Source organism: Streptomyces sp. R818 (assembly GCF_056172735.1).
This window is the reverse complement of the sequence record NZ_JAOCNE010000010.1, coordinates 12,101-25,311: the sequence shown is the minus strand read 5'-3', so window position 1 is coordinate 25,311 and position 13,211 is coordinate 12,101. Positions and strand designations below refer to the sequence as shown.

The 13,211-nt window shown below is 71.7% G+C and carries 14 protein-coding genes; 8 read left to right on the top strand and 6 right to left on the bottom strand.

The window, feature by feature from the left end; genetic code table 11:
- Positions 1–2: 2 nt before the first annotated feature.
- The 4 genes from N5I75_RS24215 (at position 3) to N5I75_RS24200 (ending at position 4,188) form a co-directional block, all read left to right on the top strand.
- The gene (locus N5I75_RS24215) at positions 3–1,127 is read left to right on the top strand and encodes an ABC transporter permease (protein WP_476680726.1); all 1,125 of its coding nucleotides are present in this window, start codon (positions 3–5) and stop codon (positions 1,125–1,127) included.
- Positions 1,127–2,395 (top strand): ABC transporter permease, encoded by a 1,269-nt coding sequence (locus N5I75_RS24210; RefSeq protein ID WP_476680518.1) that lies wholly within the window; start codon positions 1,127–1,129, stop codon positions 2,393–2,395. Before N5I75_RS24215 ends, N5I75_RS24210 begins: the two co-directional genes overlap by 1 nt.
- Positions 2,392–2,799, top strand: coding sequence for a cytidine deaminase (locus tag N5I75_RS24205; protein ID WP_476680516.1), 408 nt, complete (start codon positions 2,392–2,394; stop codon positions 2,797–2,799). The genes N5I75_RS24210 and N5I75_RS24205 overlap by 4 nt, the downstream gene beginning before the upstream one ends.
- A 111-nt stretch (positions 2,800–2,910) precedes the next feature.
- A complete protein-coding gene (locus tag N5I75_RS24200) occupies positions 2,911–4,188 on the top strand; it encodes a thymidine phosphorylase (protein WP_476680514.1) in 1,278 nt (425 codons plus the stop codon).
- A 607-nt stretch (positions 4,189–4,795) separates the two neighbouring features.
- Here N5I75_RS24200 and N5I75_RS24195 read toward each other — a convergent pair.
- A complete protein-coding gene (locus tag N5I75_RS24195) occupies positions 4,796–5,728 on the bottom strand; it encodes an AEC family transporter (RefSeq protein WP_476680512.1) in 933 nt (310 codons plus the stop codon).
- Between the two features lie 154 nt (positions 5,729–5,882).
- Here N5I75_RS24195 and N5I75_RS24190 point away from each other — a divergent pair, with 154 nt between their 5' ends.
- Entirely contained in the window at positions 5,883–6,272 is a 390-nt protein-coding gene (locus N5I75_RS24190; protein WP_476680510.1) for an STAS domain-containing protein, read from the top strand.
- Here N5I75_RS24190 and N5I75_RS24185 read toward each other — a convergent pair.
- A complete protein-coding gene (locus N5I75_RS24185; RefSeq protein WP_476680508.1) occupies positions 6,180–7,160 on the bottom strand; it encodes a sigma-70 family RNA polymerase sigma factor in 981 nt (326 codons plus the stop codon). The two genes, N5I75_RS24190 and N5I75_RS24185, sit on opposite strands and share 93 nt — an antisense overlap.
- A 149-nt stretch (positions 7,161–7,309) precedes the next feature.
- The gene (locus tag N5I75_RS24180) at positions 7,310–8,623 is read right to left on the bottom strand and encodes an MFS transporter (protein WP_476680506.1); all 1,314 of its coding nucleotides are present in this window, start codon (positions 8,621–8,623) and stop codon (positions 7,310–7,312) included.
- A gap of 62 nt (positions 8,624–8,685) precedes the next feature.
- Between N5I75_RS24180 and N5I75_RS24175 the strand changes: the two genes are divergently transcribed.
- Positions 8,686–9,630, top strand: a complete 945-nt coding sequence (locus N5I75_RS24175; protein WP_476680504.1) for a LysR family transcriptional regulator — start codon at positions 8,686–8,688, stop codon at positions 9,628–9,630.
- On the opposite strand, the gene N5I75_RS24170 is transcribed toward N5I75_RS24175, so the two are convergent.
- The gene (locus N5I75_RS24170) at positions 9,620–10,378 is read right to left on the bottom strand and encodes an alpha/beta hydrolase (RefSeq protein ID WP_476680502.1); all 759 of its coding nucleotides are present in this window, start codon (positions 10,376–10,378) and stop codon (positions 9,620–9,622) included. The two genes, N5I75_RS24175 and N5I75_RS24170, sit on opposite strands and share 11 nt — an antisense overlap.
- Positions 10,379–10,569: 191 nt before the next feature.
- Here N5I75_RS24170 and N5I75_RS24165 point away from each other — a divergent pair, with 191 nt between their 5' ends.
- Together N5I75_RS24165 and N5I75_RS24160 are read left to right on the top strand one after the other, a co-directional pair.
- Entirely contained in the window at positions 10,570–11,706 is a 1,137-nt protein-coding gene (locus N5I75_RS24165; RefSeq protein ID WP_476680500.1) for an adenosine deaminase, read from the top strand.
- 207 nt (positions 11,707–11,913) lie between these two features.
- The gene (locus N5I75_RS24160; protein ID WP_476680498.1) at positions 11,914–12,267 is read left to right on the top strand and encodes an ATP-binding protein; all 354 of its coding nucleotides are present in this window, start codon (positions 11,914–11,916) and stop codon (positions 12,265–12,267) included.
- A 92-nt stretch (positions 12,268–12,359) separates the two neighbouring features.
- Here the strand turns inward: N5I75_RS24160 and N5I75_RS24155 are convergent, their stop codons facing one another.
- Together N5I75_RS24155 and N5I75_RS24150 are read right to left on the bottom strand one after the other, a co-directional pair.
- Positions 12,360–12,560, bottom strand: a complete 201-nt coding sequence (locus N5I75_RS24155; RefSeq protein ID WP_476680496.1) for a PspC domain-containing protein — start codon at positions 12,558–12,560, stop codon at positions 12,360–12,362.
- Between the two features lie 79 nt (positions 12,561–12,639).
- Entirely contained in the window at positions 12,640–13,182 is a 543-nt protein-coding gene (locus N5I75_RS24150; RefSeq protein WP_476680494.1) for a VanZ family protein, read from the bottom strand.
- Between the last annotated feature and the right edge of the window lie 29 nt (positions 13,183–13,211).

Below are 13,211 nucleotides of genomic sequence, written 5' to 3'. Positions count from 1 at the left end.
CCATGAAGAACAAGTTCGACAAGGAGCGGCTGCTCCTCGGCGTCTCGGGGCCGGTCATCGCGCTCCTCACCGCCGTGGTGCTGACCTCCATCGTGCTGCTCGCCTCGGGCAAGTCCCCGATCGAGCCGTACGGCATCATGTTCGAGCAGGCGACGTTCTCGGACGTGCAGGTCCTGATCATCAACCAGGCCGGCATGTACTACCTCGCCGCGCTCGCGGTCGCCATCGGCTTCCGCATGAACCTCTTCAACATCGGTGTGGACGGCCAGTACCGGCTCGCCGCCGTCGTCGCCGCGATCGTCGGCGCGAAGGTGGCCCTGCCGGGCTTCGCGCAGGTTCCGCTGCTCATCCTCGTCGCCATGCTGACCGGCGCCATGTGGGCCGGTATCGCGGGCGTCCTGAAGGTCACGCGCGGCGTCAGCGAGGTCGTCGCGACGATCATGCTGAACTCGATCGCGTCCAGCGTGATCGGCTACCTGTACCTGCCCGAGGTCTTCGGCGTGCAGGTCGGCAACAACAAGACGACCGGCATCATGCACGAGTCGGGCTGGTTCCCGGGCATCGACATGGGCGAGGGCGTCGGCGAGATCTACGGCTTCGTCGTGATCGCCGCCCTGCTCGGTGTCGCGTACTGGTTCGTCCTCAACCGCACCCGCTTCGGCTTCGACCTGCGCGCCACCGGCGCCTCGGAGTCGGCCGCCGCGGCGTCGGGCGTCGACGCCAAGCGCATGGTCCTGACGGCGATGCTCGTCTCGGGCGCGCTCGCGGGCCTGGCCGGTCTGCCCCTCCTCCTCGGCGACACGCACACGTACTCGCTCACCTTCCCGACCACGATCGGCTTCCAGGGCATCACCATCGCCCTGCTCGGCCGCAACTCGCCGGTCGGCATCGCCTTCGCCGCGCTCCTCATCTCCTGGCTGGAGAAGGCCTCGCAGGAACTCGACCTGCGCGGCTACGACAAGGAGATCGCGGTGATCATGCAGGGCATCATCACCATCGCGGTCGTCGTCTCCTACGAGGCCGTACGGGTCTGGGGCCAGCGCCGCCAGCAGCGCCGGGTCGGCATCGAACTCGCCGCCGCAGCCGGTGAGAACACCAGCGAACTCAAGAAGGAGGTCGCTGCCTGATGAGCACGGCTACGGTCCTCGACAAGAAGCCCGCGTCGCCGCCCGCCAAGAGCGGCCGCACCAGGCTCTCCCTGCCGGTCCTGATGCTCGTCATCGCGGGCGTCCTGGCACTCACCTCGCTCGTCCGCCTGATCACGGACGCGAACGGCATCACCAACGTCAGCCAGATGGCGACGGCCCTCCAGCTCGCCGTGCCGATCGGCCTCGCCGGTCTCGGCGGCCTGTGGGCCGAGCGCGCGGGCGTCGTCAACATCGGCCTCGAAGGCATGCTGATCCTCGGCACCTGGTTCGGTGCCTGGGCCGGTTACCAGTGGGGCCCCTGGGTCGGCGTGCTCCTCGGCATCGTCGGCGGCGCGCTCGGCGGCCTGCTCCACGCGGTCGTCACGGTCACCTTCAACGTGAACCACATCGTCTCCGGTGTGGCGATCAACATCCTCGCGCTCGGCGTCACCCGCTACCTCTCCAACTTCACGTTCGAGGGCGTCGAGGGCGGCACCACCAAGCAGTCCCCGCCGGTCGACTCGCTCGGCACGATCACGGTCCCGGGCCTCTCCGACTGGCTGACGACCCTGAACGAGAAGCACTGGTTCTTCGTCTCGGACATCGCGGGACTCCTCGGCGGCCTGGTCACCAACCTGTCGCCGCTGACGCTGATCGCGGTCGCGCTCATCCCGGTCACCTGGTGGGTGCTGTGGCGCACCGCGTTCGGCCTGCGCCTGCGCTCCTGCGGCGAGAACCCGGTCGCGGCCGAGTCCCTCGGCGTCAACGTGATCAAGTACAAGTACCTGGCCGTGATCATCTCCGGCGGCCTCGCCGGACTCGGTGGCGCGTTCCTCTCGATCGTCGCCAACCCCTTCTACCTGGAGGGGCAGACGGCCGGTAAGGGCTACATCGGTCTCGCCGCGATGATCTTCGGCAACTGGATGCCGGGCGGACTCGCCCTCGGCGCGGGCCTGTTCGGCTACACCGACAGCCTGAAGCTGCGCGGCGGCACGGAGAACGTCCACGCGCTCCTCCTGCTCGTCGCCCTGCTCCTGGTGATCGGCGCCGTCTGGATGGTCGTCAAGAAGAAGTACGTCGCCGGTGTCGTCTGCGCCGTCGCCGCCGCGGGCATGGCAGCCTGGTACGCCACGACCGACGACGTCCCGACGCAGCTCGTCACCGCCACGCCGTACGTCGTCACGCTGCTCGTCCTCTCCTTCTCGGCCCAGCGCCTGCGCATGCCGAAGGCGGACGGCCAGCCGTACCGGAAGGGGCAGGGCACGTGACGTCCTCGTTCGATGCGGCCGACTGGGACACGCTCAGGGAGGCCGCCCGCACGGCCATGAGCAGCGCGTACGCGCCGTACTCGGGCTTCCCGGTCGGCGCGGCGGCCCGCGTCGACGACGGCCGCACGGTCACCGGCTGCAATGTCGAGAACGCCTCGTACGGGCTCGGCCTGTGCGCCGAGTGCGGCCTCGTCTCCCAGCTCCAGCTCACCGGCGGCGGCCGGCTGACGCACTTCACCTGCGTCGACGGCAAGGGCGAGATCCTCATGCCGTGCGGCCGCTGCCGCCAGCTTCTGTACGAGTTCGGGGGCCGGGAGCTGCTCCTGGAGACCGCGTCGGGGGTGCGCCCGCTGGGCGAGATGCTGCCGGACGCGTTCGGCCCGGAGCACCTGGAACACGCGTAACTACGGGACGGCCCCGCCGAGTTGGCGGGGCCGTCTTTCTTCGGCTGGTTCTATGCGCGTAGAGTCGGCGCTCGTATCGAAGTTGTGGGTCTGCCACCGGGAGGAAGTGCCATGGACGTCATCTCCGTCATCCGTACGAAGCGGGACCGCGGGCGGCTCAGTGACGCGCAGATCGACTGGGTCGTCGACGCCTACACGCGCGGAGAGGTCGCCGACGAGCAGATGTCGGCCCTCGCCATGGCGATCTTCCTGAACGGCATGGACCGCGCGGAGATCGCCCGCTGGACGGCGGCGATGATCAACTCGGGTGAGCGCATGGACTTCTCCGTGCTCCCCCGCCCAGCCGCCGACAAGCACTCCACGGGCGGCGTCGGCGACAAGATCACGCTGCCGCTCGCGCCCCTGGTCGCGGCGTGCGGCGCGGCCGTGCCGCAGCTCTCGGGCCGCGGACTCGGCCACACCGGCGGCACCCTCGACAAGCTGGAGTCGATCCCCGGCTGGCGCGCGAACATCTCCAACGAGGAGATGATGCGCACCCTGGAGGACGTGGGCGCCGTCATCTGCGCTCCCGGCAGCGGCCTGGCCCCGGCCGACAAGAAGCTCTACGCGCTGCGCGACGTGACGGCGACCGTTGACTGCATCCCGCTCATCGCCTCGTCGATCATGTCGAAGAAGATCGCGGAGGGCACGGGCTCGCTCGTCCTGGACGTGAAGGTCGGCACGGGCGCGTTCATGCAGGAGCTGGAGCAGGCCCGCGAGCTGGCCCGCACGATGGTGGGCCTCGGCACGGACCACGGCCTGCCGACCGTGGCCCTGGTCACGGACATGAACACGCCGCTCGGCCTCACCGCGGGCAACGCCCTTGAAGTCCGCGAGTCCGTCGAGGTCCTCGCGGGCGGCGGCCCGGCCGACGTCGTCGAACTCACCCTCGCGCTCGCCCGCGAGATGCTCGACGCGGCGGGCCTCAAGGACGCCGACCCGGCGAAGGCCCTCGCCGACGGCTCCGCGATGGACGCCTGGCGCCGCATGATCGCGGCCCAGGGCGGCGACCCGGACGCGGCGCTCCCGACGGCCCGCGAGACCCACGTCGTCACGGCCCCCTCCTCGGGCGTCCTGACCCGCCTCGACGCGATGGGCGTCGGCCTCGCCGCCTGGCGCCTCGGCGCGGGCCGCTCCCGCAAGGAGGACCCGGTCCAGGCGGCGGCCGGCATCGAACTCCACGCGAAGCCGGGCGACTCCGTCACCGAGGGCCAGCCCCTGCTGACCCTGCACACGGACACGCCGGAGAAGTTCGCGTACGCGCTGGAGTCGGTGGAGGGGTCGTACGACATCGGACCCTCGGGGACGGAGTTCACCCCGAGCCCGATCGTCCTGGAACGCATCGGCTGACCTGCGGTGCCCTTGTGGGGCGGCACCCGTGCTCTTGCCCGGCCCGGCGTATACGGTGCCCCGGCGCTAGGGTGCCGCCTTGCCCACCCTGCCGCCCCAGGCGGCAGATTGCCCAAGGCGGGCGGGGCGGAACGGTGCGGGGAGCGGCAGCTGGCCGAAACCGAAGGCGGGGCGGGCCGCCGGGCCGCGCCCGGAGGCAGAACGGGCCACCGGGCGGCACCCGAGGCAGCTCGGTCCGCACTCCGAGGCAGGTCGGGTCCTGGGCCGCATTGGGCAGCTCGGTCGGCACTCCGAGGCAGGTCGGGTCCTGGGCCGCATTCGGGGCAGCTCGGTCCGTCATCGGAGGCAGGTCGGTTCCGGGCCGCATCCAAGGGCGGTTTGAGCCGCGCCCGCAGGCAGTACGGGCCACCGGGCGGCACTCGCGTCGCGACGGGAGGGGACGTGCCGGGGTGCCCCCGCAGGACTCCGCAGGAATCCAGGGCCGGATGACACGCCTATGGCGGACAACGGGGTCCAGGGCCCATCCGGCCGAGGAGGCACCCCGGCGCGGCCCCGCCCCACCACCTGACGAGGCGCCCCTGGCACGGCCCTCCCTGACCGGGAAAGCTCAGCCCAGCAGCGCCGCCACCCCCACAAGAACCGGCACCGAAGCCATCGTCGACAGCAAAATCGACTCCCGCGCCAGACGCTCGCCCACCCCGTAACGGCTCGCGTACGTGTACAGGTTCTGCGCCGCCGGAAGCGCCGAGGTCACCACCACGTCAAGCAGCCGCTCCCCACGCAGCCCGAAGACGAACGAGGCAAGGGCCCACGCCGCCACCGGCTGCCCCACCGCCTTCAGGGCCGACGACAGAAGCACCGGCACCCGCTCCACACCCCGCCCGCCCGGCCAGGCGCTCCCGCACAGCGATATGCCGAACGCGATGAGGATCGCCGGAACCGACATGTTGCCGATCAGCTCCAGCGGGTCGAGGACGGGGGAGGGCACCGAGAGACCTGTCGCCGAGACCAGGACACCGGACAGCGCCCCGATCGCGATCGGGTTCCGGAACGGCGTGAGCAGCCGCTGTCCCCAGGACTGCCGCGTCCCGGACGACTCCGACTCCGCCAGGTCCAGGATCGTCAGAGCGACCGGCGTCACGAACAACTGCTGGAACAACAGCACTGGCGCCACTAGCGAGGCATCGCCCAGCACATACACCGCGATCGGGATGCCGAGATTCCCCGCGTTCACGTACGACGAGCACAGCGCACCCACCGTCGTCCGCCCGACACCCCACCCGCGTACAACCCCCACCAGGACGAAGACCCCGGCCATCACACCCGTGGACAGCGCCGTGACGAGCAGGCTCGGCGACAGGATCAGCGACAGGTCCGCCTTGGACAGCATCGTGAAGAGGAGGGCCGGGGTGGCCACATGGAAGGCCAGCTTGGTCAGGACCTCACGGCCGCCCTCACCCAGATAACCGCGCCGCCCGATGAGATAACCGACCCCGATGACGATGGCGATGACCGCGAACCCGTTCAGAACCCCTTGCACGGGATCCACCCTCGGACGCGGAGTAACCGCAGGTCAACGTCGATCCGACGCAACGTGACCCAGCCCACGCCGCCACGCCCCGCACCGGCGGCGATGATTTCCGGCCGGACGCGCGGTCCTTCTCTGCATGGCCGCTTCCTCGCCCCCTCCCGTCGTGACGATCGCCGGGCCGATCCGCCCCGGCGACGCCCCCGCCCTGTGCGACCGCGTCCGCGCCGCCCGCGAACGGGCCCCGGGCCACCGGCCGACCGTCATATGCGACGTCTCCGGCGTCACCAGCACCGACCTCGTCACCGTCGACGCCCTCGCCCGGATGCAGCTCGCCGCACGCCGGGCCGGCGGCCGGATCAGACTGCGCGACCCGTCCCCCGCACTCGCCCTGCTCCTCCGGCTCTCCGGGCTCGCCGACGCCCTCGGCCTGTCCGGCGACGGCGAGGACGACGGCGACGACTCAGGCGGGCAGCCGCTCGGGAACGCCGAAGAGCGGGAACCATCGCTTGCTGAGGTCCAGGAAGCAGTGGAAACCGGCGATCCGGCCCTCTGAGATCTCCAGGACCTGGATCGCCCAGGGCACGAACCCGCCGCTGTCCGGGTCCGGCTTGTAGTGGGCGAACGCAGGTGTCCCGTTCGCCGACACGGGCAGCAGGCGCGAGCCCGCGCACTCGTGCCCGATCGTCGTCATGAAGCCGGTGATGTCGTCCGCGCCGCGCAGCCACAGGTCGAACGGCGGCATCGTCATGACGGCGTCCTCGGCGAGCAGTGCGGTGAGCGCCTTCATGTCGTAGCCCTCGAAGGCCGCCACGTACCGGGCGAGGAGCTTCTGCTGCTCCTCGTCCAGCGTGTCCGCCGTCGCCGAGTCGGCGGGCGGCGCGTCCGCGAGGGTGGTCCGCGCCCGCTGCAGCGCGCTGTTGACCGACGCGACCGAGGTGTCGAGCAGCTCGGCGACCTCGCTCGCCTTCCACGCGAGGACCTCGCGCAGGATGAGGACCGCCCGCTGCTTGGCGGGCAGTCGCTGCAGGGCCGCGACGAACGCGAGACGTACCGACTCCTTGGCCACCGCCGCCTCCGCGGGGTCGTGAACCGTCGGCAGGACGCGCGCGTCCGGCATCGGCTCCAGCCACACATTGTCCGGGCGCGGCGTCAGCGCGGCCTGCGCGAGCGGCGCCGCCGCCGTCAGGTCCATCGGCCTCGCCCGCTTGTTGCCCGCCTGGAGGGAGTCCAGGCACACGTTCGTCGCGATGCGGTACAGCCAGGAGCGGAGCGAGGAGCGGCCCTCGAACTTCTCGAAGCTGCGCCAGGCCCGCACCATCGTGTCCTGCACGGCGTCCTCCGCCTCGAACGCCGAGCCCAGCATCCGGTAGCAGTACCCCGTCAGCTCGACCCGGTACTTCTCCAGGTCGTCGAGCCCGGCCTTCGTCGCAGTGTCGCTCATCGTCCAACGCCCCCATCGCCGCTGTGAATCGCTCTGAGCCCCAGCACTCCGCAAGCTACCGCAGCCCACTGACAACGGCCCCCGGACCGGCGACAAGCGCAGGTCCGGGGGCCGCTGACGCAACCTGTGGGGCACAAGTCCGGCGTGGGTCAGGGTGCGGCGACCGTTCCCGCCGCCGCACGGCGGCCCTGGGCCCGCGCCGCGTACGACCCCCACAGCGTGACCGTCACGACGCCGAGCACGGCCACGACGCCCAGGCCGACCGTGCCCGCCCAGCCGCCCGCGTGGAAGGCGACGGCGCCGACGGCCGAGCCGACGCTGGAGCCGATGTAGTACGCGGACTGGTACAGCGCGGACGCCTGCGCCCGGCCGTGCGTCGCAGTGTGGCTGACGGACGACGACGCCGTGGCGTGCCCGGCGAAGAAGCCCGCCGTGATCAGCACGAGCCCGAGCAGCACGACGAGGAGGTGCGGGACGAGGGCGAGGACCAAGCCCGCCGTCGTCGTGCCCGCCGCCAGGTACAGCGTGCCGCGCCGCCCGAGCCGCGCGACAAGGCGGCCCGCCGCGGCGGACGACACCGTACCGACGAGGTACACGAGGAAGATCGAGCCGACGATGCCCTGCGGCAGGGAGAACGGGGCGGCGGTGAGCCGGTAGCCGATCACCGTGTAGACCGCGCCGAAGACCAGCATGAACAGCGCGCCGATCACGTACAGGCGGCGAAGGAGCGGGTTGGCCAGGTGGCTGCCGACCGTCCTGGCCAGGGCGCGGGGCCGCAGCGAGCCCGGCGTGAAGTGGCGCGGCTCCGGGAGCAGCAGCCGGAACGCGGCGGCGCAGACCACCGCGATCACGCCGATCGTGCCGACGGCCGCCCGCCAGCCCCACTCCTGCGCGATCCAGCCGCCGATGACCCGGCCGCTCATGCCGCCGATGGAGTTGCCCGCGACGAACAGTCCGATGGCGCTGACCAGCGCCTTCGGCCGGACTTCCTCGGCGAGGTAGGCCATCGCGGAGGCGGGCAGCCCGGCGAGGGCGGCGCCCTGCAGCACGCGCAGGGCGATCAGGACGCCCAGGTTGGGCGCGAAGGGGACCAGGAGCCCGACCGTGACGGCCACCGTCAGGGACGCCGTCATCAGCGTGCGCCGCCCGAACCGCTCGGACAGGGCGCTCAGCGGCAGCACGCACAGCGCGAGCGCGCCGGTCGCCCCGGAGACCGTCCAGCTCGCCGCGCTCGCGCTCGCCCCGAAACCGTCCGAGACGAGGGGGAGCAGTGCCTGCGTCGAGTAGAGCAGGGCGAAGGTGGCGACCCCGGCCAGGAAGAGGGCGAAGCTCATGCGGCGGTAGCCGGGCCCGCCCGGACTCATCCGCGTGTCGACGGCGGCCGTGTCGGAGGTACGGGCGGTGTCGGAGGCATCGGCGACCGCGTCCGTGGAGGCGGCCGCCCGGCTACTGGCAGCAGGCATGTCAGCACCGTAGGACTCCATGATTCATGCGTCCAATGCATGAACGCCCCATAATCGTTCCCATGGAGCATCAGCACAGGCAGGACGAGGACATCGTGCGGCTGCTCGCGCCCCGCCTCGCCTACTTCGCCGGGGTCGCCCGTACCGAGCACGTCACGCGCGCGGCGCACGAGATGCAGGTACCGCAGTCGACGCTCTCGCGCGCGATGGTGCGCCTGGAGAGGGATCTCGGCGTCGACCTGTTCGCCCGCCACGGCCGCACCGTCTCCCTGACCCCCGCGGGCCGCACGTTCCTCGCGTCGGTCGAGCGCGCGCTCGGCGAGGTCGAGAAGGCCGCCGAGTCGGTGCGCGCCGACGCCGACCCCGAGTCCGGCAAGGTCGCCTTCGGCTTCCTGCACACCATGGGCACGGAGACGGTGCCGGGCCTGCTCCGCGCCTTCCGCGCGGACCACCCGCGCATCCGCTTCAGCCTCGTCCAGAACTACGGCGAGGCGATGCTGGAGCGGCTCCGCGCGGGCGAACTCGACCTCTGCCTCACCTCGCCCGTGCCGGACGCCCCCGACCTCGTCGCCCGGCGCCTGGACGAGCAGCGGCTGCGGCTCGTCGTCCCCGAGGACCACCGGCTCGCCGGGCGCAAGCGGGTCCGGCTCGGGGAGGCCGCCGACGAGTCCTTCGTGACGCTCGAACCCGGGTACGGGCTGCGCCGCATCACCGACGACCTGTGCGCGGAGGCGGGCTTCACGCCCCGCGTCGCCTTCGAGGGCGAGGAGGCGGAGACGCTGCGCGGCCTCGTCGCGGCGGGCCTCGGCGTGGCGCTCCTGCCGCCACCGGCCGTACCGCGGCCGGGGGTTGTCGAGCTGACGGTCACCGGGCAGCGCGCGGTCCGCGAGATCGGCGTGGCCTGGCTGGAAGGGCATCCGGACACACCGCCGGTCGCGGCCTTCAAGAAGTTCCTGCTCTCAAGGCGCGGCAAGCTCCTCCCAGAGTCCGACGCGCCTATTGGTTGAGCGACTCGCCGAACCCCGACGCCAGCGGCATCCGCAGCCCCAGGGGCGGCGGTGCGGCCAGCGCGTCCTGCAACGGCCGCGAGAACGGGTGCCCGAACAAGGTGCCGAGCACGAAATCCACCGCCAGGGCGGTCACCTCCGAGCGGTGCTGGGCGAGCCGGTGCCCGTCCGAGTGCACCTCGAAGCGGCACACGTCGCGGTTGGCCTTCTTCGCCCGTTCGGCGAACCGGAACGACAGTTCGGGGTCCGTGCGCCGGTCGTCCGTGCCGTGCACGATGAGCACGCGCCGCCCGGCGAGCTGTTTCACCGGTTCGGGGGGCAGGGCGACGTCGTCCTCGGGCAGCCAGGGCGCGAGCGCGAGCACGGACTCCACCGCCGGGTGCCCGCCCGCGTGCAGGGCCGCCCGGCCGCCCATGTCGACCCCCGCGAGACAGACCGGCACGTCGCCGTAGCGGCGCACCACCTCGTCGGCGGCCCACCCGGCGTCCCGCGCGGTCTCGGCCTGCGCCCCGTTCCAGCCGCGCCCGCGGTAGTGCACGACGTGCGTGACCAGGCCCTCCTCCCGGCCGCAGCGCGTGAGCCTGCGCGCGAGGGGCCGCAGGAACGCGGTCGCGAGCGGGGAGGGCCTGCGCGTGGACGTCTCCTCGCCCGCGGGCAGCAGCAGCACCACGCCGCCGACCGCCCCGGGCACGGGCCCGTTCGCCTTGCCGAGCCTGGCCTCGCGCACCGGCGTCGCTTGCTGCTGCATGACAGAACAGTGTCAGAACCACGGATGTACGCCACCCGTACGCGGGGTCACTGTTACGTATCGACGGATCACCGCCACGGCACCGTCCGGGCGCTGTCCCGGCACTGTCCTGGCATCGTCCCGGCACTTTCTCCGTACTTTTCTCTCGCCGAACCGGAGCGATCTACGCGCGTAGGAGTTAGAGTGCGGAAATGACGAGCCAGCCCATTGTTCCCCGCCCCGACAGCCCCAAGGTGCCCACCCCGGAACAGATCCGCCGCGCCCCCAAGGTCCTTCTGCACGACCACCTCGACGGTGGCCTGCGCCCCGGCACCGTCGTCGACCTCGCGCGCGAGCAGGGCTACGAGAACCTGCCGGAGACCGACCCGGACAAGCTCGGCCTCTGGTTCCGCGAGGCCGCCGACTCCGGCTCCCTGGAGCGGTACCTGGAGACCTTCGCGCACACCTGCGCCGTCATGCAGTCGCGCGACGCCCTCTTCCGCGTCGCCGCCGAGTGCGCCGAGGACCTGGCCGAGGACGGCGTCGTCTACGCCGAGATCCGCTACGCGCCCGAGCAGCACCTGGAGGGCGGCCTCACCCTCGAGGAGGTCGTCGAGGCGGTCAACGAGGGCTTCCGCGAGGGCGAGCGCCGGGCCAGGGAGAACGGCCACCGCATCCGCGTCGGCGCCCTGCTCACCGCCATGCGGCACGCGGCCCGCGCCCTGGAGATCGCCGAACTCGCCAACCGCTACCGCGACCTGGGCGTCGTCGGCTTCGACATCGCGGGCGCGGAGGCGGGCTACCCTCCCACCCGCCACCTCGACGCGTTCGAGTACCTCAAGCGCGAGAACAACCACTTCACGATCCACGCCGGTGAGGCGTTCGGCCTGCCCTCGATCTGGCAGGCCCTGCAGTGGTGCGGCGCCGACCGCCTCGGCCACGGTGTGCGCATCATCGACGACATCCAGGTCGCCGACGACGGCACGGTCAAGCTCGGCCGCCTCGCGAGCTACGTACGGGACAAGCGCGTGCCGCTGGAGATGTGCCCGACGTCCAACCTGCAGACCGGTGCCGCCAGTTCGTACGCCGAACACCCGATCGGGCTGCTGCGCAAGCTGCGGTTCCGCGTCACCGTCAACACGGACAACCGCCTGATGTCGGGTACGTCGATGAGCCGCGAGTTCGAGCACCTGGCCGACGCGTTCGGCTACACGCTGAGCGACTTCGAGTGGTTCACCGTGAACGCGCTCAAATCGGCCTTCATCCCGTTCGACGAGCGCCTGGCGATGATCAACGACGTCGTCAAGCCGCGCTACGCCGAACTGCGCGCGGAGTGGCTTTTCCGTTAAGCGTCGGGTCAACACGGGGTTGACGGCGAACGGGCTGTCGCCGTCCCGTGTTGACTCCGCTCGCAAACCTGTCTGACCTGCGGTTTCCCCGTACGGTCAGCAGGGTTGCGCCGGGTCCTTCCTGAGGGTGGGTAGTAACTCCGGGGTGATTTCGCGTGTTTGCCGGATACGGAACCGCGTCCCCCAGAACAAGGAACAAAGGACCCCATGAAGCAGTCTGCTGCCAAGACCCTCGGTGTCGCCGCCCTCGGTGCCGCCTTCGCCGTCGCCGGTGCCGGTGCCGCGAACGCCGCCGCCCTCCCGGACGTCGCGGGGACCGTCACCGGTCTGACCTCGGGCCTCCCCCTCGACAAGGCGGCCGGCTCGCTGCCCGTCGGCGGCCCCGAGGCTGTGCAGGGTGCGCAGAGCGCCGTGACCAACGGCCTGACCACCGTCCAGCCCGTGGCGCAGCAGCTCCTGGAGAACGGTGACCCGGTCGGCAGCCTGCTCGGCGGCCTGCCCACCAACTCGCTGCCCACCAGCGGCCTCCCGCTCGGCCCGGGACTGCCCGCCCTCGGCTGACCCGGCGCGGCGCACGACGAAGGGGCGCACCCCGCGATCTCGCGGGGTGCGCCCCTTTCCCGTACGTCTGCGTCTACGTCTGCGGCCTCAGGTCACCAGGCCTGGCGCACCTTGTTCTCGCTCGGCAGCAGCACCCACAGGGCGATGTAGAGCAGGAACTGCGGCCCGGGCAGCAGGCACGAGAGCAGGAAGATCACGCGCATCGTGGTCGCGGAGGTGCCGAAGCGCCGTGCCAGCGCTGCGCACACTCCGCCGATCATCCGTCCGGTGGTGGGGCGGGCAAGGGCGGTCATGGTGGGCTCCTTCGCGAACCTTCGTCGTGTGGTGCTTACGTATTCGAAGGTACGGCGGTGAGCTGGGCGGGGCATCGGCTCACGGGGCTACCCCGACCCTGGGAATCGTCGGGGTCGGACCCTGAGCCGGCTCCTGCTGGGGGAGGGGCCGCAGCTCGGCCCTGCGGCGGAGCCTGGCCCGCAGGGCGGGCACCACGGCGGCGTGCGCGAGGGCCACGCCCACGGTGTTGAGCAGCAGCGAGTCGATGTTGACGACCTGCCCCGGCACTCCGGTCTGCAGCAGCTCGATGCCGAGCGAGATCAGCGCCCCGGCCGCGACCGTACGCAGGAGCGAACCCCAGGTGGACACGTGGATCCGGCCGCCCGCCAGGGGCAGCAGCACGCCGAGCGGCGCGAGCAGCGCGAGACCGGCGCCGATGCACCGGGCGCCCTGCCGCCAGCCGAGCGCCAGATCGGCCCGGATGGAGGCCAGCGGGTGCAGGTTCGCGGCGCTGACCCAGGGCACGTCCAGGGGGCGCAGCGTCACCCAGGCGACGAGAAGAAGATGCGCGGCCAGGAGGACGAGCCCTGCCGTACGGAAGCGGATGACGGCCCCGTGACCGTCCGAGCTGTGGCGCTGCACGACCCCGTAGACGCCCCGGGTGGGAGGAT